This window comes from Streptomyces sp. NPDC047130 (assembly GCF_040643475.1).
In the GTDB taxonomy this organism is placed as follows: Bacteria; Actinomycetota; Actinomycetes; order Streptomycetales; family Streptomycetaceae; genus Streptomyces.
The window spans coordinates 447,195-467,003 of the sequence record NZ_JBEYUK010000002.1; the positions used below are offsets into that span (position 1 = coordinate 447,195).

21 protein-coding genes are annotated in these 19,809 nt (G+C 73.1%); 6 read left to right on the top strand and 15 right to left on the bottom strand.

Annotated features, from left to right (window positions below):
* Nucleotides 1–38: 38 nt before the first annotated feature.
* The 9 genes from ABZ836_RS04560 to ABZ836_RS04600 form a co-directional block, all read right to left on the bottom strand.
* Nucleotides 39–791, bottom strand: a complete 753-nt coding sequence (locus ABZ836_RS04560; protein ID WP_361139160.1) for an SDR family oxidoreductase — start codon at nt 789–791, stop codon at nt 39–41.
* Nucleotides 784–1,305, bottom strand: a complete 522-nt coding sequence (locus tag ABZ836_RS04565) for a cupin domain-containing protein (RefSeq protein WP_356131415.1) — start codon at nt 1,303–1,305, stop codon at nt 784–786. Before ABZ836_RS04565 ends, ABZ836_RS04560 begins: the two co-directional genes overlap by 8 nt.
* Nucleotides 1,306–1,339: 34 nt before the next feature.
* Nucleotides 1,340–2,116 carry an alpha/beta fold hydrolase gene (locus ABZ836_RS04570; protein ID WP_361139163.1) on the bottom strand — a complete coding sequence of 259 codons (777 nt, stop codon included), beginning with the start codon at nt 2,114–2,116 and terminating at the stop codon, nt 1,340–1,342.
* Nucleotides 2,117–2,235: 119 nt separating this feature from the next.
* Complete coding sequence (locus ABZ836_RS04575) at nt 2,236–3,042, bottom strand: aspartate dehydrogenase domain-containing protein (protein ID WP_361139166.1); 807 nt, start codon at nt 3,040–3,042, stop codon at nt 2,236–2,238.
* The gene (locus ABZ836_RS04580) at nt 3,039–4,019 is read right to left on the bottom strand and encodes a VOC family protein (protein WP_361139169.1); all 981 of its coding nucleotides are present in this window, start codon (nt 4,017–4,019) and stop codon (nt 3,039–3,041) included. Before ABZ836_RS04580 ends, ABZ836_RS04575 begins: the two co-directional genes overlap by 4 nt.
* A gap of 86 nt (nt 4,020–4,105) precedes the next feature.
* Nucleotides 4,106–5,587, bottom strand: coding sequence for an aldehyde dehydrogenase (locus ABZ836_RS04585; protein WP_361139172.1), 1,482 nt, complete (start codon nt 5,585–5,587; stop codon nt 4,106–4,108).
* A 201-nt stretch (nt 5,588–5,788) separates the two neighbouring features.
* Entirely contained in the window at nt 5,789–6,340 is a 552-nt protein-coding gene (locus ABZ836_RS04590) for an EF-hand domain-containing protein (RefSeq protein ID WP_356131425.1), read from the bottom strand.
* 177 nt (nt 6,341–6,517) lie between these two features.
* The gene (locus tag ABZ836_RS04595; RefSeq protein ID WP_361139176.1) at nt 6,518–6,727 is read right to left on the bottom strand and encodes a DUF397 domain-containing protein; all 210 of its coding nucleotides are present in this window, start codon (nt 6,725–6,727) and stop codon (nt 6,518–6,520) included.
* Nucleotides 6,724–7,560 (bottom strand): helix-turn-helix transcriptional regulator, encoded by an 837-nt coding sequence (locus ABZ836_RS04600; protein ID WP_361139179.1) that lies wholly within the window; start codon nt 7,558–7,560, stop codon nt 6,724–6,726. Before ABZ836_RS04600 ends, ABZ836_RS04595 begins: the two co-directional genes overlap by 4 nt.
* A 219-nt stretch (nt 7,561–7,779) precedes the next feature.
* Between ABZ836_RS04600 and ABZ836_RS04605 the strand changes: the two genes are divergently transcribed.
* Nucleotides 7,780–8,172: an ATP-binding protein gene (locus ABZ836_RS04605; RefSeq protein WP_361139182.1), complete on the top strand. Its 393-nt coding sequence runs from the start codon at nt 7,780–7,782 to the stop codon at nt 8,170–8,172.
* Nucleotides 8,173–8,282: 110 nt separating this feature from the next.
* Here ABZ836_RS04605 and ABZ836_RS04610 read toward each other — a convergent pair whose 3' ends face one another.
* A complete protein-coding gene (locus ABZ836_RS04610) occupies nt 8,283–9,629 on the bottom strand; it encodes an alpha/beta hydrolase (RefSeq protein WP_361139185.1) in 1,347 nt (448 codons plus the stop codon).
* A gap of 614 nt (nt 9,630–10,243) precedes the next feature.
* On the opposite strand from ABZ836_RS04610, the gene ABZ836_RS04615 reads away from it, so the two are divergent.
* Nucleotides 10,244–10,657, top strand: a complete 414-nt coding sequence (locus ABZ836_RS04615) for a VOC family protein (RefSeq protein WP_356131439.1) — start codon at nt 10,244–10,246, stop codon at nt 10,655–10,657.
* 205 nt (nt 10,658–10,862) lie between these two features.
* Here ABZ836_RS04615 and ABZ836_RS04620 read toward each other — a convergent pair whose 3' ends face one another.
* On the bottom strand, nt 10,863–12,245 hold the full coding sequence (locus tag ABZ836_RS04620) for a glycine--tRNA ligase (RefSeq protein WP_361139188.1): 1,383 nt from the start codon (nt 12,243–12,245) through the stop codon (nt 10,863–10,865).
* Nucleotides 12,246–12,484: 239 nt separating this feature from the next.
* On the opposite strand from ABZ836_RS04620, the gene ABZ836_RS04625 reads away from it, so the two are divergent.
* Genes ABZ836_RS04625 through ABZ836_RS04640 form a run of 4 tightly spaced genes read left to right on the top strand, consistent with a single transcriptional unit; the run spans nt 12,485 to nt 15,733 of the window.
* Nucleotides 12,485–13,534, top strand: coding sequence for a metal ABC transporter substrate-binding protein (locus tag ABZ836_RS04625; protein ID WP_361139191.1), 1,050 nt, complete (start codon nt 12,485–12,487; stop codon nt 13,532–13,534).
* A gap of 29 nt (nt 13,535–13,563) precedes the next feature.
* A complete protein-coding gene (locus tag ABZ836_RS04630; RefSeq protein WP_356131617.1) occupies nt 13,564–14,334 on the top strand; it encodes a metal ABC transporter ATP-binding protein in 771 nt (256 codons plus the stop codon).
* Nucleotides 14,334–15,260 (top strand): metal ABC transporter permease, encoded by a 927-nt coding sequence (locus ABZ836_RS04635; RefSeq protein WP_356131445.1) that lies wholly within the window; start codon nt 14,334–14,336, stop codon nt 15,258–15,260. Before ABZ836_RS04630 ends, ABZ836_RS04635 begins: the two co-directional genes overlap by 1 nt.
* Before the next feature lie 59 nt (nt 15,261–15,319).
* Nucleotides 15,320–15,733, top strand: a complete 414-nt coding sequence (locus ABZ836_RS04640) for a Fur family transcriptional regulator (protein WP_361139195.1) — start codon at nt 15,320–15,322, stop codon at nt 15,731–15,733.
* Between the two features lie 36 nt (nt 15,734–15,769).
* Here ABZ836_RS04640 and ABZ836_RS04645 read toward each other — a convergent pair whose 3' ends face one another.
* The 4 genes from ABZ836_RS04645 to ABZ836_RS04660 form a co-directional block, all read right to left on the bottom strand.
* On the bottom strand, nt 15,770–16,621 hold the full coding sequence (locus ABZ836_RS04645) for an isoprenyl transferase (RefSeq protein ID WP_361139198.1): 852 nt from the start codon (nt 16,619–16,621) through the stop codon (nt 15,770–15,772).
* A gap of 44 nt (nt 16,622–16,665) precedes the next feature.
* A complete protein-coding gene (recO, locus tag ABZ836_RS04650; protein WP_356131459.1) occupies nt 16,666–17,412 on the bottom strand; it encodes a DNA repair protein RecO in 747 nt (248 codons plus the stop codon).
* Between the two features lie 254 nt (nt 17,413–17,666).
* Nucleotides 17,667–18,764 (bottom strand): hypothetical protein, encoded by a 1,098-nt coding sequence (locus ABZ836_RS04655; protein ID WP_361139201.1) that lies wholly within the window; start codon nt 18,762–18,764, stop codon nt 17,667–17,669.
* 72 nt (nt 18,765–18,836) lie between these two features.
* On the bottom strand, nt 18,837–19,778 hold the full coding sequence (locus tag ABZ836_RS04660) for an SCO2521 family protein (RefSeq protein WP_356131464.1): 942 nt from the start codon (nt 19,776–19,778) through the stop codon (nt 18,837–18,839).
* Nucleotides 19,779–19,809: the final 31 nt, after the last annotated feature.

The following is a 19,809-nucleotide window of genomic DNA, read 5'->3' on the forward strand; positions in this document are numbered from 1 at the left end:
GGAGGGGGATCGGTGCGGAGGGGATCGGTGCGGAGGGGTCAGTGCATCGTGAAGCCGCCGTTGACGGCGACGGTCTGGCCGGTGAGGTAGCGGGACTCCTCGGAGAGCAGGAAGGCGATGGGTCCGGTGAGGTCGTCCGGCCGCTGGGGGCGGGAGACGGCCCGGTTGAGCCGGTACAGCTCGTGCCGTTCCGCGGGGATCCGCTCGGTGGACTCGCTCTCGGTGAGTCCGGGGGCGACGGCGTTGACGGTGATCCCGTGGTCGCCGGTCTCGCGGGCCATCGCCCGGGTGAGGGCGATCAGCGCGCCCTTGGAGGAGATGTAGTGCGCGAGCCGCGGCGAGCCGTACAGGGCGGCGTCCGAGGCGACGTTGACGATGCGGCCGGTGCCGTTGGCCAGCATCAGCGGGAGCAGCGCGCGGGCGACCAGCCAGGGGCCGCGGGCGTTGACCGTCATGATCCGGTCGAAGTCCTCGACCTCGATCTCGTGGAAGTACCGGCCGCCCACGGCGTCCGCCAGGCCCGCGTTGTTGACCAGGCCGTACAGCGTCCCGCCGGTCAGGTCCCGCACCTCGGCGGCCATCTCCGCCACCGACGCCGGGTCGGCGACGTCGCAGCGGACGAACTCGGCCTCCAGGCCCTCGCCGCGCAGTTCCGCGACGGCCTTCTCGCCCCGCTCGGCGAGGAGTTCGGCGACGACGACGCGGAACCCGTCCTCGCCGGCCCGGCGGGCCGTGGCCAGTCCGAGGCCACGGCCGGCGCCGGTGACGACGACGGTGCGCCGCTCAGTCACGGGTGACGCCGTACAGCGGGGAGTACTCCGGGTAGGTCGGCACCTGCGGCTTCTGCGTGCCGATGATCACGCAGAACAGGGCGTCGGTGTCGCCCTCGTTCTTCAGCGAGCGGGTCACGCCGGCCGGGACGACGATCATGTCGCGGTAGCCGAGGGTGCGGTACTCGACCTCGTCGGGGCCGCGGTGGATGCCGACGCGGACCTGGCCCTCCAGGACGAAGAAGGCCTCCTCGACGTCGTGGTGGGTGTGGGCGGGCCCCTCGGCGCCCGGGGGCAGCAGCATGTTGGAGAAGGTGAAGCCGCCGGACGGGAGGATCCGGGAGTCGTTCTCGTGGTTGCCGGTGGCGCCGGAGCCGACGTAGCGGATCTGCGCGCGCTTGTACTGCGGGCCGGCCTTCTCCTGGAAGGAGAGGGTGCCCCAGTCGGGCTCGCGGGAGTCCTTGGTCGCGATGAGCCGGTCGGTGTACTCGGCCAGGTCTCCGCCGTTGTCGTACTCGGTGGTGGTGAGAGGCATGACTGCTCCTGTCTCGGTGGGTGTGGGGTGGTGGTCAGTCGGACTCGGGGAGCCGGGCGGCGATCCGGAGGTGGGCCCGGACCCAGTCGTTGAAGGCGGCGGGCTGCTCCTGGTTGGCCAGGTGGCCGGCGTCGGACATGATCACGAAGACGCCGCGCCGCATCGCCCCGGCGATGACCTGGCTCTCCGCGATGCCGGTGATCCGGTCGTCCTCGCCGCACAGCACCAGGGCGGGCGCGGTGATCCGCTCCAGCTCGTCGGTGAGGTCGGTGGCGGCCATGGACTCGGCGGCGTGGGCGTAGCCGGGGAGGCGGATCGCGTCGGCCATGATGTCCACGGCCCTGCGCACCTGTTCGGGCGTGGCGCCGGGCGAGAGCAGCCGCGGGGCGCGCTGTTCGGCGAAGGCGCGCGGTCCGGCCTCGGCGAGCTGCGCGCCGCGTTCCCGCATGGCGGCGGCCTTCCCGGCGTCGGTGCCGGAGCCCCGGGTGGAGTCGGCGATCACCAGGCTGGCGACCAGGTCGGGGTGGCGCACGGCGAGCCGCATCGCGATCACGCCGCCCCAGGAGACGCCGACGACGTGGGCGCTGCCGCCGCGTTCGGCGATCAGCCGGGCCGCGGTGTCCGCGTAGTCGTCGAGCGTCAACGGGCCTTCGGGGTCGGGTGACCTGCCGTAGCCGGGGGCGTCCCAGGCGACCACCCGGGCGACCGGGGCGAGGCCGGCGAGCTGGGCGGCGAAGGAGGCGGAGGAGGAGCCGATGCCGTGCAGGCAGAGCACCAGCGGTCCGGCCTCTCCGGCCTCCTCGACGTGCACCGGCGTCCGCGACGTCGCTGCTGCCGCCGCCGTCGCCGCCGGTGCCCCCGTCGGGGCCGGGACCGGGGCCGGGACCGGGACCGGGGTCGGGGTCGGGGTCGGGGTCGGGGTCGTCGGGGTCACAGGATCTGTCCCTTCCGTCCGGTGAGGGCGCCGATGCCGCGCAGCACGGCGTGCGGGACGACCTGGCTGGTGGCGGGGTTGGCCGGGTCGGGGGCGTGGTTGACCTCGAAGCGGTAGTGGCCGTGTGGGCCGGACGCCTCCACGAGGTGCCGGGTGAGGGTGGCGGCCGGGTCGGCGATCACCCGCACCTCGACCTTGTCCGGGTCGCCCACCGCGAGGGCCACCGAGGCGGCCACGTTGGTGGAGCGCGGGAACCGGGCCGGGACCTCGCGGGCGGTGGCGCACATGACCTCCACCGGCCCGTCGGCGCCGCGCATCCGCCCCAGCAACTCCTCGTCCATCCACGGCTGTTCGAGGGTGGCCGGCAGCTTGGTGGTGGTGAGCCGCACCTCGGTCAGCTCGCCGAGGCCGCGGACCGCCTGGAGCAGGTCCAGGCCGCCGACCGCGCCGCCGGTGAAGTAGACCCGGCCGGGGCCGGCCGCGTGGAGTTCCGCGGCGAGGGCGTCGTCGGTGAGGGCGCCGGTGGAGGCCACCAGCAGGTCGGTGCCGGAGGCGAGGATCCGCGCGCCCCACTCGCGGACGAAGCCCTGTCCGGCCGCCTCGACGATCAGGTCGCAGACCTCCAGCGCCTCGGTGATCGGGCACTGCGGGGCGGCGGCCTCGGGCCGGGGCCGGTTGTCGATCACGCGGGTGAGCTCGGCGCCCGGCACCTCGCCCGCGGCCAGGGCGGTGCCGACCACCCGGCCGATGGCGCCCCAGCCGACCACGCCGATCCGCAGCACGGTCGGCCGCGCGGCGCTCACGCGGTCACCCCGGAGGTCTCGTCCGCGGCCGGCGCCACGACGGCGTCGACGGGCGGGGCGAGCGGCCCGGGGTCGGGCGTGCCCGCCATGTGGCAGCGGATCTCCTTGCTCGGCGGGCCCGCGGTGCCCCAGGTGTCGGACAGCTCGGGCACCCGCCGCCACACCCTGGCGATCCACCGGTCCTCGACGATCTGCGCGACCTCGGAGGTGTACTCGCAGACCAGCCCGGCCGGGTCGGTGAAGTAGGAGAAGGTGTTGTCGCCGGGCCCGTGGCGGCCCGGACCCCACTTCGGCGTGATGCCGTGGTGCCGCAGCCGGCCGAGGCCGCGCATGAAGTGGTCGACGGAGTCCATCTCGTAGGCGACGTGGTTGAGCGAGGTCCACTCGGCCTGGTTGAAGGCGATGCAGTGGTGGTCGGCGTTGACCCGCAGGAACGCCATCTGGTGCTCGGACCAGTCGGAGACCCGCATGCCGAGCACGTCGCAGTAGAAGGCGACGGCGGCGTCGATGTCGGTGGTGTTGAGCACGGTGTGGGTGACGCCGACCGGCACCGCCGCCTGCCGGCCGCGCTCCGGGACCGCCTCGACCAGGGCGCTGATCTCGATCAGCCGCCCCTCAGGGTCGGTGAACCGCACGCCGTACCCGCCGCCCGCCTGCTCCAGCGGGCCGGGGCCGTGCACCGGCACGATGGAGCGGGCGAGCAGCCGCCGGGCCGCCTCGTCGACCTCCGCCGGGGAGCCCACGGCGAACGCGATCCGGCCGAGGCCGACCCGGTCGGCGCGGCTCAGCCGCAGCACGTGGTGCTCCTCGCCGGTACCGCGCAGCCAGGCGGCGTCGGTGTCGGCGTCGACGGTCTCCAGGCCCCAGACCTCTGAGTAGAAGTCCGCGGACTCGGTGAGCGTCGGGACGAGGAGCTCCACGGCGCGCAGCTTGCGCAGCCGCGCGACGGGGGGCCGCTGGAGGGCCGTCTCGGACATGCCGTCTCTCCTGGGTCTGATCGTCTGATCGTCGAACGGGGTGGTACGGGCGCGGGCGGGGGCGGAGGAAGGAACCGGGGGGCCGGTCAGGAGGCCCAGGGCAGCGGGGCGGGGTCGGTGCCGAAGTACAGCGACTTCTCCCGCTGGTAGCCGCGCAGCCAGTCGCGGCCCTTCTCGCTGCCGAGCCCGCTCTCCTTCCACCCGGTGAAGGGGGTGCTGGAGCTGAACTGCTTGTAGGTGTTGATCCAGACCGTGCCGGCCTCGATCCGGCGGGCGATCCGCCAGGCGCGGGCCAGGTCGCGGGTCCAGATGCCGCAGGCCAGGCCGTAGACGGTGGAGTTGGCCTGGCGGACCAGGTCCTCCTCGTCGTCGAACGGCAGGCAGACCAGCACCGGGCCGAAGATCTCCTCCTGGCAGGTCCGGGCGTCGGCGGGCAGGCCGTCGAGGACGGTGGGCAGGTAGTACGCCCCCCGGGCGTACCGTTCGCCCTCCGGCACGGCTCCCCCGCACAGCACCCGGGCGCCCTCCTCGCGGGCGAGGTCGACGTAGGCGGCGACCTGGTCGCGGTGCCTGCGGTGCACCATCGGCGCGACCTGGGTGTCCGGGTCGGTGCCGGGCCCGACGCGCAGCTTCCGCGTCCGCTCGACCAGTTGGCCCACGAACTCGTCGTAGACCGCCCGCGCCACGAAGAGCCGCGAACCGGCGATGCAGGACTGCCCGCTGGAGGAGAAGATCCCGTACATCACGCCCGCCAGGGCCTGTTCGACGTCGGCGTCCTCCAGCACCACGGTGGGCGACTTGCCGCCGAGTTCCAGCGAGACGGGGATCAGCTTCTCCGCCGCCGCGTGCGCCACGCCCCGGCCGGTGGCGGTGCCGCCGGTGAAGGTGACCTTGCCGACCAGCGGGTGCCTGACGATCGCGTCGCCGACCACGCTGCCCCGGCCCGGCAGCACGGAGACCAGCCCTTCCGGCAGCCCGCTGTCGGTGATCAGCCGGCCGAGGGCCAGCGAGGTCAGCGGCGTCCAGTCGGCGGGCTTGAGCAGCACGCCGTTGCCGGCCGCGAGGGCGGGGGCGATCTTCTGCGCGTCGGAGGCGATCGGCGAGTTCCACGGGGCGATCGCGCCGACCACGCCGATCGGCTCGTGCGTGGTGACGGTGACGTAGGCGCCGCGCGAGGGGGTGACGGCGTCCTCCGCGGTCTCCAGCAGCGCGGCGGCGTACCGGAAGGTGCCGGCGGCGCTGGCCGCCAGGGCGCGGGTCTCGGCGCGGGTCTTGCCGGTGTCGGCGGTCTGGATCGCCGACAGGCGGTCCGCGTCGGCGTCGATCAGCTCGGCGATCCGGTGCAGGAAGCGGGCCCTCAGGTGCGGGGCGAGGTCACGCCAGGCGGGGTCCGCCGCGGCCCGGGCGGCGCCCCGCGCCGCGGCGTCCACGTCCTCGGGGGAGGCGGCGTGCAGCGTGGTCAGCACCCGGCCGGTCGCCGGGTCGACGACCTCGGTGGCCGCGCCCGCCCCGGTCCTCCAGTGCCCGGCGATCAGCGCCTCGTCCGGCGGCAGAACCAGCTCGGTCATGGCGTCTCCTCCTGGGCGTCCTGGCACTCCGGCACGGGCGGTCAGGCGGCCCTTCGGCCCCCTGATCACTTGGTGCTGAAAAGCTAACCCCTTAAATATCTCGGCGCAAGGGTGCCCGTCGAAATGGGCCCACGGCGACGGCCGCCGCCCGGGCGGACCCGGGCGGCGGCCGTGGAGGTGCCGCGGAAGGAGCGGGGACCGTCAGGCGCGGCCGAAGAACAGACTGCCCGGCGCCTCCGGGTCGTTGGACAGGTAGTGCTCGCGCACGGCGCGGATGAACTCGTGGCGGGAGACGACCCCGTCCCCGTCGGTGTCCAGCCTGTCGAAGGCGTCCAGCGCCTCCGGCGCCTCGCTCCGCCAGACGTCCCGCAGGAAGCGGACGAACTCGTCCTTGCCGATCTCGTTGTCCCCGTCGACGTCGATGACGTCGAAGATCGCGTGGCCGCCGCCCTCGGTGACGTTGAGCCGGCTGGTGTCGACCACGGCCAGCCGGTTGGCGGTGACGAACTGCTCCTTGGTGAGCCGGTCGCCGTCCACGCCGGAGTGCCGCAGCAGCTCCAGCCAGTAGATCTGGCAGAAGGTCTGGATCGCCCGGGCGCGGCGGTCGTTCTTGTCGAGGTGGTAGGCCTGGATGTAGCGGTCCCCGAGCTTCTGGTAGTCCGTCCAGTCCAGGTAGCCGTCCTGGTTGTCGTCCATGGCGTCGAAGCTGCGCTCCAGCTTGGTGGTGATGACGTCCTGCGCGACGGTGGTCATGGCGGTCCCTTTCGTGATCTTGTCCTGCCGACCCCCAGCGTGGGACAGATCACCGTCGAACGGGGCGCATGCGGGTCAAGTGCACTCGATCCGGTGATCATCGGCCGGACGGGAACCGGGCCGCACGGCGAGGGGCCCCACCGCGCGCCTACGCGGTGGGGCCCCTCGCCGTGCCGGTCAGACGGCGTCGAACGCCCCCGCCTTGATCCCCGCCACGAAGCGGGCGAACGAGGCGGCCGGCACGGCCACGACCGGGCCGGCGGGATTCTTCGAATCACGGACGGGGACGACGCCGCGCGAGACGGCGAGGTTCGCCGCGACCTCGACGCACTGACCACCGTTGTTGCTGTAGGAGGACGTGACCCAACGCGGGGATTCGGTCGTCACAGGGTGCCCTTTCGTAGCTGGCTGACCAGGGCGACGGAGTCCGCCTGGGACAGCGCTTCGGCCTGAAGCTGATGGTAGGCCGTCAGCACCGGCAGGACCGAGCGGCTTTCCCGTTCCAGATGGCCCCGCTGGGCGGACTCGGCGTAGGACATCAGCGTCCGGTCCGCGAGCGTGAGGACGGTGACCGGCAGATCGAACGGCCGCCGGTGCCCCATCGTGAACTCGGCGACCTGGAGCACCGTGTTGGGCAGCTCGGCGAAGTGGAGCAGGTGGTCGAACTGCGCCGCCATGACCTCCGGGCCGCCGATCGGCCGCCGCAGGCAGCTCTCGTCCAGCACCACGAACACCAGGGGGCGGTGGCGCCGCTGGAGGGCGGCCTGGCGCTCCGCGACCAGGGCGACCCGCTCGACCGCCTGGTCCGGGCCGATGGCGCCCCGCGCGACCGCGCTCTCCGCCAGCACCGACGCGTACTCGTGCGTCTGCAGCAGCCCCGGGATCACGCCCACCTCGTACAGCCGGATCTCCACCGCCCGGCTCTCGTAGGCGAGGAACTCCGGGAAGCCCTCCAGGAGGCTGCCGTGCCGCAGCTCCCGCGAGAGCCGCTCGAACGACTCGGCCCCGTCGGCGGTCCCGAAGGCCCGGTCGGCACTGCGCGAAAAGCGCAAGGTTGGAAATTTGCGACCGGTTTCCACGGAGGAGATGTGCGTGCTGGAGTACTCCATCCGCTCCGCCAGGTCTTCCTGCTTCCATCCGCGCGCTTCCCGCACGGCCCGCAGACGTGCACCGAAGGCCGCGGCGGGCGAGCTCTCGGGGTTGAGCTCCTTAACGTTCACGGGCGTGCACCAATCTTCCGTCCCCTTTCGCAAAGTTGAGGGCAGGCCGACTCTAGGACACGCTGGGCCGCCCTGGTAGTCGCTCCGTTACGGAGAGGAGTCACCGTGGTCGCCGACCGCATGCCCTCGCACCTGCGGGAACGTCTCGACGAGGCCGGTCCGCCCGCCGTCCCGGCCGTCCGGCGAATCAGCCGCACGAGTGAGTCCGCGCATCGTCCCGTGGATCTGATCCTCCCCCGCGAGACCGCCTCCGTGCGGCTCGCCCGCCGGTTCGCCGAGGACCGCGTCCGCGAGGAGGTACCAAACCCCTCGCCCGAACTCCTCGACGCGGTACGGCTGGTGACCTCCGAGCTGGCGACCAACGCGGTGAAGTACGGCGCGCGCGACGACGACCTGATCGGCGTGACCGTCCTCGTCACCGCGGACCGGGTGCGGATCGAGGTCCACGACCCGAGCCGCCGCCGGCCCTGGCTCCGCGGCGCCGCGGACCGGCAGCGGCGCAACCACGGCAACGGCCTGCACATCGTCGCCGCCCTCTCGGACGGCCGCTGGGGGGTCGGCCCGCGACCGCTGGGCAAGTTCGTCTGGGCGGAACTCCCGCACACCCCGTGAGGCCACGCCCCTTGGGCGGTCGGCCCGGCGATCCCCCCGGCCGCCGCCGGCCGGGGCCCCGGTGGAGGGCCTGGGCCGGCGCTTCTTCGTCCTCCGGGGGGCGCGACGCCTCAGGCGGTGGTGAGCCCGAAGGACTCGGAGGCGCCGATGGTGGTGCCGGCGGCGGTGAGCGGGCTGCCGCCGCCGCTGCCGGCCGTGACGTACCGGTTGTTGACCTGCGCGCGCAGGCTGATGCTGCCGTCGGAGTTGTTCACGCGCTGGAACGTCTCCCAGGGCCCGACGGAGGTGCGGTTGGCGACGAGTGAGCCGCTGCCGGCGTTCTCGGCGCAGACGTACCGGCCGTTGACGCGGGCGCGCAGGGCGACGGCGCCCCCACCGAGGTCGACCAGGTCGAACCGCTCCCAGTCGCCCAGGGCGGCCCGGTTGGCGACGAGCGGGTTGGCGCCGGCGTTCTCCGCGCACACGTACTGGCCGTTGGCCCGGCAGCGGAGGCCGACCACCGGACCGGCGGGGACCGACGGGGTGAGGACCGCTTCCCAGCTCGTGGTGGACGTGCCCGAAGTGGCGTCGGAGGCCAGGCGGTCGCGGGCGGCGGTGTCGGCGTAGAGACTCCAGCGCATCCAGTCCACGTAGGTGGCGACGGTCTGGGTGTGGTTGTAGCCGCTCCAGATGTACTCGTCGTGGCCCGTGCCGCGGTGGGTGAGGAACGCCTTGGGCGCGGGCAGTTCCGCGTACGCCTGGCGGGCGGAGGAGTACTGGGTGAGGGTGTCCTGGTCGCCGTGGACGAAGAGGACCTTCGCGGCGACGGTGCTGCTGGGGTTGCCCATGTCGACGCAGGCGAAGGGGACGGCGGCGGCGACCCGGCTGTCGGGCCAGGCGGTCAGCAGCCCGTGGGTGGTCATGCCGCCCAGTGAGTGGCCGGCGACGCCGACGCCGGCGCCGGTGTCGAGGTGACCGGCGAGCGGGTCGCCGGCGGTGGTGTGGAGGGCGAGGGTGTTGGTGATGACCTGCGACACGTCCAGGGACTGGTTGCCGTTGTAGACGTCCTGGACGTTGCCCGCGGTGCCGCTCGAGGTGGTGGGGAAGACGGGCGCGGGGACGACGAATCCGGCCTCGGCCAGCGGACGGATCAGCGGCGCGTAGCTCTCCGGGTTGCCGCCGAGGCCGTGGCTGAACTCGCAGACCGGGAAGACGCCGTCGGCGACGGGAGCGTTGACGACCGGAGCACCGCCGGGCGTGCCGGTGGCGGGATAGAAGATCCGGGTGGTCAGCCGGCGGCTTCCGCGTGCCCAGGAATACTCCCGCACGCCGATGGCGAAGCGCTGGGTCGGCGCTGCGGCGGCGGCCGCCGGGGCGGAGGTGGCGGCCGAGGCCGCGGTGGCGCCGTGCAGGTGGGCGGCGGCCACGGCTCCGGCCGCGGCGCTCAGGCGCAGTAACGTGCGTCGGTTCACGGCCATGTGCGCGTGCTCCTTGTCGGACGTGGGGGAAGGGGGAGGTCCGGGTCCGGAGGGCCTGTGGGTCCGGGCCGGTCGGCGGAGGGCCCGCTGGGTGAGAGCCACGTGGGGGGACTGTTCCGGGGTCGAGCGCGGTCCGGGCGTCGCGGTGCCGGTGCGACCTCCGGCCGGCCGCCGGGACCGGGCGGCGGGCCACCGGCGGTCACGTCCATGTCGGCGTCCGGCGACTGAAAGGACCGTAGGTTCGGGGTGACGGGGTGTCAATCGTGCTATTCGGCAACTCGGGAACGCCCTTTCCCCGGCTGTGAGCGGTCAGGTGAAAGGGGTGCTCTTCAGGTGAGCGGAAGGCGCGGCGAAATTCCGACGAAAGGCGATACCGCCGCAGCGCCGAGCCGGGCCTTCGCCGGTTTTGCCCGGTCACCGAGGGCGTCGCGGCTCCGAAAGTCAACGAAACCGAGCGTGCCGCCCGCTGTCCGAAAACCGCGTCGCCCAGGACCGCACCGCCGGTCTTTCCGTGGCCCCGCACCGGCGTGACGGCGCGGGAGGGGACGAGGCCGAGTGCGTGGAGTTCGCGGGCCGGCGGTCGTGCGGAGCGCCGTTGCGGGAAGAAGCCCCGGGTGACGAACTCATCCATGCAGATCAAGGCCGTGATCGTGGACGCCGCCGACCCGGAGCGGCTCGCCGGGTTCTGGGCGGAGGTGCTCGGCCGGCCGGTGGCGGGGCGGACGGGCCCCTACGTCTGGCTGGGCCGCCAGGACGATCTCGTCGTCGGCTTCCAGCGGGCGGACGCGCCCCGGCAGCCGGGCAAGAACCGGGTCCACGTCGACATCACGGCCTCGGATCCCGCCGCCGAGCAGCGGCGCATCGAAGGGCTCGGCGGGCGTCGGCTGCACGAGTACGACGACGGCGGGTTCCTCGTGATGGCGGACCCCGAGGGCAACGAGTTCTGCGTCATCCCCGACGGTCCCGACGGCTCCGTCGGCCTCGACGACGAGGGACGCGCGCACTACCTGGACCGGCGCGCGGACTGACGGTCCTCCCGCCACGGAGGCCGGAGGCCGCGGCCGCGGCCGCGGCACGAGCGGACGTTCCCCGGACCGGTGCGGCAGCCGGTGCCGCCGGGCACCGCGCCCCGGCGCACGACCCCGCGGAACGCGGACGGGCCCCGGCCCGCCCCCGCGAAGGGGCGGGCCGGGGCCCGGTGCGTGCGCTCTGAGGCGGAGGCGGAGGCGGCGCTCAGCAGCCGATCAGGCGCGCGGCGAGGTAGCCCTCGATCTGGTCGAGGGAGACCCGCTCCTGCTTCATGGTGTCGCGCTCGCGCACGGTCACCGCGTTGTCGTCGAGGGTGTCGAAGTCGACGGTGACGCAGAACGGCGTGCCGATCTCGTCCTGGCGGCGGTAGCGGCGGCCGATGGCGCCCGCGTCGTCGAACTCGATGTTCCAGTGCTGGCGCAGCGCCTGGGCGAGGCCCTTCGCCTTCGGCGAGAGCTCGGCGTTGCGGGAGAGCGGCAGCACCGCGGCCTTCACCGGGGCGATGCGGTGGTCGAGGCGCAGCACCGTGCGCTTCTCCATCTTGCCCTTGGCGTTGGGCGCCTCGTCCTCGACGTAGGCGTCGAGGAGGAAGGCCAGCAGCGTCCGGCCGACACCGGCCGCCGGCTCGATGACGTACGGCGTGTAGCGCTCGTTGGCCTCCTGGTCGTAGTACTCCAGGGCCTGGCCGGACGCCTTCGAGTGCGCGGAGAGGTCGTAGTCGGTGCGGTTGGCGACGCCCTCGAGCTCGCCCCACTCGCTGCCGCCGAACTGGAAGCGGTACTCGATGTCGGCGGTGCGCTTGGAGTAGTGGGAGAGCTTCTCCTGCGGGTGCTCGTACCAGCGCATGTTCTCCTCACGGAGACCCAGGCCGGTGTACCAGTTCCAGCGCTGCTCCATCCAGTACTCCTGCCACTTCTCGTCCTCGCCCGGCTTGACGAAGAACTCCATCTCCATCTGCTCGAACTCGCGGGTCCGGAAGATGAAGTTGCCGGGCGTGATCTCGTTGCGGAAGGACTTGCCCATCTGGGCGATGCCGAACGGCGGCTTGCGGCGCGCGGAGGTCTGCACCTGGGCGTAGTTGGTGAAGATGCCCTGGGCGGTCTCCGGACGCAGGTAGGCGACGGAGCCGCTGTCCTGGGTCGGGCCGAGGTGGGTGGAGAGCATGCCGGAGAACTGCTTGGGCTCGGTGAACTGGCCCTTCACACCGCAGTTGGGGCAGTTGACGTCCGCCAGGCCGTTCTCGGGGGCGCGGCCCTTCTTCTCCTCGTACGCCTCCTCCAGGTGGTCGGCGCGGAAGCGCTTGTGGCAGGAGGTGCACTCGGTGAGGGGGTCCGAGAAGGTGGCGACGTGGCCGGAGGCGACCCAGACCTCGGGGGCGAGGATCACGGAGGAGTCGATACCGACGACGTCCTCGCGGGAGGTCACCATGTAGCGCCACCACTGGCGCTTGATGTTCTCCTTGAGCTCGACACCCAGGTGCCCGTAGTCCCAGGCGGCGCGCTGGCCGCCGTAGATCTCACTGCAGGGGAATACGAAGCCACGGCGCTTGCTCAGGCTGACGATGGTGTCGATCTTGTCGGCGGCCACGGTGCTCTCTTCATTACGACGACGGGCGGCGAAGGACCCGGCCGGCGGCTGCCGCACCGGCCCCTCGGAGCTTTGCTTCACAGCGAATGCCTCAGGTTACCGGCGGGGACTGCCCCCCGATCAAATCGGTTCCGCCCCTGGGACGCGCACGGGCGAGCGACTCACCCCATCCGGCCCCTTCGTGTGGCTTTGACCACCATTGTTGACAACGGTTTCCATATTAGTTGAAAATGAGAGTCATGAACGTCCGACGACTCATATCCTCGACCGCCGCCGCCACCGCCGCGGTCCTGGGCGCGACCGCCCTGACCGCCTGCTCGGGTGACGCCACGGCCATAGGCAAGAACACCGAGAAGTTCGACGTCGTCGCGTCGTTCTACCCCATGGCCTTCCTCGCCGAGGAGATCGGCGGGAAGAACGTCAACGTCTCCACGCTGGTCGAGCCCGGCCAGGAGCCGCATGACCTGGAGATCACCGCCCGGCAGACCGCCGCGCTCACCGAGGCGGACGCCGTCCTCTACCTGAAGGGCCTGCAGCCCGCCGTCGACGAGGCCGTCGCCCAGACCGAGGGCCCGGCGAAGGTCGACGCCGCCGCCCTCACCGAGCTGCGTGAGCACGGCGCCGAGGTGGACGGCTCCGAGGAGCACGCCGACGAGCACGCGGACGAGCACGCCGAGGAACACGCGGACGAGCACGCCGAGGAACACGCGGACGAGCACGCCGACGAGCACGAGGGCCACGACCACGGCCACTCCCACGCCGCCGGCGCCCAGGACCCGCACGTCTGGCTGGACCCGGCCAAGTACGCCGAGGTCGCCCAGGGCGTCTCCAAGGCCTTTCAGAAGGCCGACCCCGACCACGCGGCCGACTACCGGGCCAACACCGAGGACCTGGTGAACCGCCTCGACGCGCTGGACAAGAAGTTCGAGGACGGCCTCAAGGACCGGAAGACCGACGTCTTCCTCACCAACCACTCCGCCTTCGGCTACCTCGCCGAGGCCTACGGCCTGATCGAGGAGTCCATCACCGGCCTCGACCCCGAGTCCGAGCCCAGCGGCGCCCGCGTCAAGGAGCTCCAGCACATCGCGAAGGAGGACGGCGTCACCACCGTCTTCTACGAGACCCTGGTCAGCGACCGCACGGCGAAGACCCTCGCCCAGGACACCGGGCTGCGGACCGACGTGCTCGACCCGCTCGAGGGCATCACCGAGAAGTCCCGCGGCGACGACTACTTCCAGGTCATGGAGTCCAACCTCGAGGCGCTGCGGAAGGCCCTCGGAGCCCAGTGACACCTCAGCGATCCGACGCCCAGGAGGGCATCGTGGACGAGCCCGTCATCTCCCTCCGCACGGTCCGTGCCGAGCTGGGCGCCAAGCCCGTGCTCCGCGGCATCGACCTGACCGTGCGGCACGGCGAGGTCGTGGCGCTGCTCGGCGCCAACGGCTCCGGCAAGTCGACCACGGTCCGCGCGATCATCGGCCAGGTGCCGGTGGTCTCCGGCGAGATCGATCTGTTCGGCGTCCCCCGGCGCCGCTTCCGGCAGTGGGCCCGCGTGGGCTACGTCCCGCAGCGCACCACGGCCGCCGGCGGCGTGCCCGCCACCGTCACCGAGGTGGTCGCCTCCGGGCGGCTCTCCCGGGCCCGCTTCGGCCTGCTCCGCAAGGCGGACCACGACGCGGTCCGGCACGCCCTGGAGCTGGTCGGCCTCGCCGACCGCGCCAAGGACCCGGTGGACGCCCTCTCCGGCGGCCAGCACCAGCGGGTGCTGATCGCCCGCGCCCTGGCCTCCGAGCCGGAGCTGCTGATCATGGACGAGCCGATGGCCGGCGTGGACCTGGCCAGCCAGGAGGTCCTCGCGGACACCCTGCGCGAGCAGGTCTCCCGCGGCGTCACCGTCCTGCTGGTCCTGCACGAGCTGGGCCCGCTGGAGCCGCTCATCGACCGCGCGGTCGTCCTGCGCGACGGCTGCGTGCTGCACGACGGCCCGCCGCCGAAGGCGCTCGGCCAGCACGCGCTGCCCGGCCACGACCACGTCCACCCGCACGACGACGCGGACGCCGACCACCTCCGTACGGGACTGCTGAGCTGATGGACCTCCTGAACTACGCCTTCATGCAGCGGGCCCTGCTCGCCGCCGTCCTGGTCGGCCTGACCGCGCCGGCCGTCGGCGTCTACCTGGTGCAGCGCCGCCAGGCCCTGATGGGCGACGGCATCGGCCACGTCGCCATGACCGGGGTGGGCCTCGGCTTCCTGCTGAACTCCTCCCCCGTCTGGGTCGCCACCGCGGTGGCCGTGGCCGGTTCCGTCCTGATGGAGCTGATCCGCTGGTACGGCCGCGCCCGCGGCGACATCGCGCTGGCCATGCTCTTCTACGGCGGCATGGCGGGCGGCGTGCTGCTGACCGCCCTCGCGCCCGGCGGCTCCAACGCCAACCTGACCACCTACCTGTTCGGCTCGCTCTCCACGGTGAGCGCGTCCGACGTCACCGCGATCTGCCTGCTGGCCGCCTTCGTGCTGCTGGTGACGGTGGGGCTGCGCCGCCAGCTGTTCGCGGTGAGCCAGGACGAGGAGTTCGCGCGGGTCACCGGGCTGCCGGTGCGGGCGCTGAACCTGCTGGTCGCGGTCACCGCGGCGGTCACGGTGACCGTCGCCATGCGGGTCGTCGGCCTGCTGCTGGTGTCGGCGCTGATGGTCGTGCCGGTCGCGGCGGCGCAGCAGCTCGCGCGGAGCTTCGCGGCGACCTTCGCCGTCGCCGTCGCCCTGGGCGTCGCTGCGACACTGGGAGGTACGACGCTCTCGTACTACAACGACGTGCCGCCGGGCGCGACGATCGTGCTGCTGACCATCGGCGCGTTCGTCCTGCTCACCGCGCTGGCCACGCCGCTGGCCAGGCGCCGGGCGGCGGCCGACCGGAAACGGGCGCGGGCCGCGCGGGTGCCGGGGCCCCAGGACGAGGGCGAGTACGACCTGTCGGTCGCGGACGGGTCCGCCGGGCGCGGGCGGACCGGTCCCTGACCGCCGGGGCGCCGGGCTGGCACAATGGCCCGGCGACCCACGAATGTGAGGAGGCAACGGTGACGTCGACCGCCGGATCGCCCGTACGGGGCCGTTCCACCCGACAGCGCGCGGCCGTGGCGCAGGCCCTTGACGAGGTCAACGGCTTCCGCAGCGCCCAGGAGCTCCACGACATGCTGCGGCACCGCGGGGACTCCGTGGGCCTCACCACCGTCTACCGGACGCTGCAGTCCCTCGCGGACGCGGGGGAGGTCGACGTCCTGCGCACCTCCGAGGGCGAGTCCGTCTACCGCCGCTGCTCCAGCGAGGAGCACCACCACCACCTGGTCTGCCGCGGCTGCGGCAAGGCCGTGGAGGTCGAGGGACCGGCCGTCGAGCGGTGGGCCGACGCGATCGCCGCGGAACACGGCTTCGTCGACGTCGACCACACCGTCGAGATCTTCGGCACCTGCGCCAACTGCGCCACCCCCTGACGACCGCCGCGCTGCCTTGCGGGCGGGCGGGAGGGGTCACGCTTCGGTGGGGGTGCCTCGCATCGCCGACTCCATGGCGAGCAGCTGCTCGTTGGGGACGGCCCCGCCGAAGCGGCGGTCACGCTGCGCGTACTCCATGCAGGCCCGCCAGAGGTCCCGCCGGTCGAAGTCGGGCCACAGCACGTCCTGGAACACCATCTCGGCGTACGCGGACTGCCACAGCAGGTAGTTGGACGTCCGCTGCTCGCCGCTGGGGCGGAGGAAGAGGTCCACGTCGGGCATGTCCGCGTAGTACAGGTACTTCGCGAAGGTCTTCTCGTTGACCTTGGACGGGTCGAGCCGCCCGGCCCGCACGTCCTCCGCGATCGCCTGCGCCGCGTCGGCGATCTCCGCCCGCCCGCCGTAGTTCATGCAGAAGTACAGGGTCAGCTTGTCGTTGCCCTTGGTCTGCTCCTGCGCGATCTGCAGTTCCTTGGCCACCGACCGCCACAGCTTCGGCATGCGGCCGACCCAGCGGACCCGGATCCCCAGCGCGTCCAGCTCGTCCCGCGTCTTGCGGATGAAGTCCCGGTTGAAGTTCATCAGGAAGCGCACCTCGTCGGGCGACCGCTTCCAGTTCTCCGTGGAGAAGGCGTACAGCGAGACCGCGCCGACGCCCATCTCGATGGCGCCCTGGAGCACGTCGAGCACCCGCTCGGCACCGACCTTGTGGCCCTCCGTGCGCGGCAGGCCCCGCTCCTTGGCCCAGCGCCCGTTGCCGTCCATGACGATCGCCACGTGGCCCGGCACCAGCTCGGACGGCAGCTTCGGCGCACGCGCACCCGACGGGTGCGGCTCCGGCGCCTTGTACTCGCGGCGCTGCCGTCCCAGGAATCCGCCTACGGCCATGTGTCCAGCTCCTCGTCCTCGTGCCCCTGCAGTCTTGCGGGTGCCTACTTTTCCACGAACCGGAGCGACCGCAGACCGCGCTCCAGGTGCCAGTGCAGGTACGCGGCGACCAGCCCGCTGCCCTCGCGGACGTGCCGCGGCTCCGCGGCGTCCGCGGTCTCCCAGTCTCCCGCGAGCAGGGCGCCCAGCAGCACCAGGGTGGGCGTCGACGGCACCACGCTGCCCGGCATCCGGCAGTCCACGCAGACCGAGCCTCCGCCCGCGACCGAGAAGAACCGGTTCGGCCCGGGCATCCCGCACCGCGCGCAGTCGCCGAAGCTGGGGGCGTAGCCGTTGACGGCCAGCGAGCGCAGCAGGAACGCGTCGAGGATCAGGTTCGGGGCGTGCTCGCCGCGCGCCAGCGTCCGCAGCGCGCCGACCAGCAGCAGGTACTGCTGCACCGCCTGCTCGCCCTCCTGCTCGGTGAACCGCTCCGCGGTCTCCAGCATGGCCGTGCCGGCGGTGTACCGGTCGTAGTCGGCGACGATCGGCCCGCCGTAGGCGGCGATGGTCTCGCTCTGCGTGCACAGCGGCAGCCCGCGGCCGACCAGCTCACTGCCCCGGGCGAAGAACTGCACGTCGACGTGGGAGAACGGCTCCAGCCGCGCTCCGAACTTCGACTTGGTGCGGCGCACCCCGCGGGCGACCGCGCGCACCCGGCCGTGACCGCGGGTGAGCAGCGTGATGATGCGGTCCGCCTCGCCGAGCTTCTGGGTGCGCAGGACGACGCCGTCGTCCCGGAAGAGACTCATGGCCCCATTCTCCCGCACCCGCCCCCGCGCCCGGCGGGGCCGTCACGTCACCGCCCGACGACCGCCTGGGGCCTGTCCGGCGGCTCTTGCCGCTCTTGCTGCCGAGTTCCCTTGTCACCGCCCTGAGCGGGGGCTGGTGCGTGCGGCTGCAAGGCGGAGGAGGGAGGCGACGCGGAGCGTCGTCGAGTGACGACAACGCCGCAGACGTGCGTACCGGCCCCCTCGACCCACGTGCAAGATCCGTCGGACAGGCCCTAGACGTCGACCATCCACGCCCCGTCCTCCTCGTCGTCGACCCGCGTCTCCAGGTCCCGCAGGTTCATCCCGGCCTCCCACAGCTCGCGGAACCGCCGCAGCCGCTGCCCGACGTGGTCGGGCCGGGCGATCAGCCGGGTCTTGACGTTGACGTCCCGCAGGTCCTGCTCGATCTCGAACGAGACGCCCTCGTCGTAGAGGATGAAGTCGCTGGTGGTGCCCCGCTGCAGGTGCGGCGGGAGTTCCTGCAGCACCGCGGCGCGCAGTTCGATGCCGAGGAGTTCCTGTTCCTCGCAGAGCCGCAGCAGCTTGTCGTCGAGCATCTCCGCGGACTCCAGCAGGAACAGCCGCTGCACGACCACGCCCCGCTCGATGGCCTCCCGCTGGGCCTGGAGGTAGCGGGAGGCGGGCTCGCTGTTCCAGAACTCGCGGTCCACCGAGGTGCTGGTGGCGAAGATCGACCGCTCGGTGGACTGCGTCAGGGAGAGCATCCAGTCGTGGTTCTCGCCCGCGCACTCGGTGGTGAGGTTGTTGAGGTCGGCCATGTGGCGCACCACCCGCTCCAGTTCGGCGCGGGCGAAGGTCTGCAGGATGTCCGGCCCGGTGGTGAGCACCTCGGCGAGGGAACGCCGGGACTGCTCGGGCACGGTGTCGGCGGTGACCCGGTCGACGCGGTAGGCGACGGCCTCCACCGGCCCGGTGGGCGCGGCGGGCGCGGCGGGCGTGCCGGCGGCGGGCCGGCCGGTGTCCGCCCCGCGGGGTTCCGCGGCCTGCCGCTCGAGGCTCGCGCGGACCGCGGCGGCGGTGTCGTCCAGCGCGGCCCGGGTGTCGCGGGTCTCCCGGGTCTGCCGCCCGGCCTGCCGGGACAGCTCGGCCAGGTGCGGGACGACCAGGGCGGTGGCGCCGCAGAGGACGGCCAGGGCGAGCCGCAGCAGCGGCCCGTCGTCGAGGTCGACGGCGGTGGTGACGGCGAAGACCAGCGCCGTCAGCGCCAGGCCGACGCCGGCCCGCCGCAGCAGCGGTGTCCGGTCCTCACGGCCGGCCGGGCGCGCCGGGCGCGTGGTCTCGTCGGGCTGTGGTGACTGCGTGGTGCTCATCTCGCTTCTCCCCCCGTTGGGATGTCCGTGGGATCGGCTGTGCGGGCGCTCAGCGGTACGGGCGTCGTCTGCTCAGGGGGCCATCACCGCCTCCTGGTGGAGTGCGGGGACGGCGTGGAGGGCGAGCTGGTCGCGGATCCGGTGGACCAGGGACTGCCACTGGCGGGTGAACCCGGGCCGCTCCTCCAGCGCGTCCCAGAGGGCGGCGAGCGACGGGTCGAGGCGGGCCCGGGGCATCCACAGGTGCAGCAGGTGGTCGACGGCCGGCCGCAGCGCCCGCACCACGGCGGTGCCGTCCGCGGATCCCAGCCGGCTGCCGTCGAGCAGGCGGACGACGGTGGTGAGCAGCCAGTCGTGCAGGGCGAGGTCCTCGCAGAGGGCGGCGACCTCGGCCGGGTCGGCGTCCGGCGGGACGCGCAGCGTGAGGGTGCGCAGCTCGTCCTCGGCGAGGGTGAGCCGCTCGATCGACGGCCCGCGGCCGTGCTCGGCGGGCAGCGCGGTCCAGCGCAGCCGGGTGGGGCGGGACTTGAAGGGCGGCCGCTGGTCGAGCAGCGGGTGCCGCAGCAGCCGGGTGAGCAGGCCGTCGGCGATCAGGCCGACGTCGAGTTCACCGCGCCGCGCCCCGGCGAGCAGACCGGCGGCCACGGCCTCGCGGGGCAGCTTCCCGAACGGTTCGAGCACGCCCGGCCGGACCAGGTAGTGGCCCCAGGGCCGGCGGTGGTCGGGGCCGCGCGGGGCGACGCCCAGGCGGGCGGAGGTCTGCAGCACCCGGCCCTCGGTGAGGACGCCGCGGACGGCGACGGTGCCGACGGCGCGGACCCGGGCGCCGGTGGTGCTGGGCAGCGGGCAGTCCACGCCGGTCAGGGCGTCCGGGGAGCGGGCGTAGAGGTTGGGCCGCTCGGAGACCAGGACCCGTTCGTCGGCGCGCAGCCGCAGGAGCTGGGCGGCGGCGCGGATGTCGAGCGCCTGGTGCGCGGGCAGCAGCCCGGTCCGCACCTCCCCGCAGAGCAGCACGGGAGCCTGCTCACCGTCCCCCGCTCCCCTC

Excerpts from the sequence above, each read along its gene's own strand:
- ABZ836_RS04655 (WP_361139201.1), bottom strand. The coding sequence starts at position 18,764 with ATGAGCACCACGCAGTCACCACAGCCCGACGAGACCACGCGCCCGGCG.
- ABZ836_RS04625 (WP_361139191.1), top strand. The coding sequence starts at position 12,485 with ATGAACGTCCGACGACTCATATCCTCGACCGCCGCCGCCACCGCCGCG.
- ABZ836_RS04645 (WP_361139198.1), bottom strand. The coding sequence starts at position 16,621 with ATGGCCGTAGGCGGATTCCTGGGACGGCAGCGCCGCGAGTACAAGGCG.
- ABZ836_RS04635 (WP_356131445.1), top strand. The coding sequence starts at position 14,334 with ATGGACCTCCTGAACTACGCCTTCATGCAGCGGGCCCTGCTCGCCGCC.
- ABZ836_RS04565 (WP_356131415.1), bottom strand. The coding sequence starts at position 1,305 with ATGCCTCTCACCACCACCGAGTACGACAACGGCGGAGACCTGGCCGAG.
- ABZ836_RS04590 (WP_356131425.1), bottom strand. The coding sequence starts at position 6,340 with ATGACCACCGTCGCGCAGGACGTCATCACCACCAAGCTGGAGCGCAGC.
- ABZ836_RS04580 (WP_361139169.1), bottom strand. The coding sequence starts at position 4,019 with ATGTCCGAGACGGCCCTCCAGCGGCCCCCCGTCGCGCGGCTGCGCAAG.
- ABZ836_RS04585 (WP_361139172.1), bottom strand. The coding sequence starts at position 5,587 with ATGACCGAGCTGGTTCTGCCGCCGGACGAGGCGCTGATCGCCGGGCAC.
- ABZ836_RS04610 (WP_361139185.1), bottom strand. The coding sequence starts at position 9,629 with ATGGCCGTGAACCGACGCACGTTACTGCGCCTGAGCGCCGCGGCCGGA.
- recO (WP_356131459.1), bottom strand. The coding sequence starts at position 17,412 with ATGAGTCTCTTCCGGGACGACGGCGTCGTCCTGCGCACCCAGAAGCTC.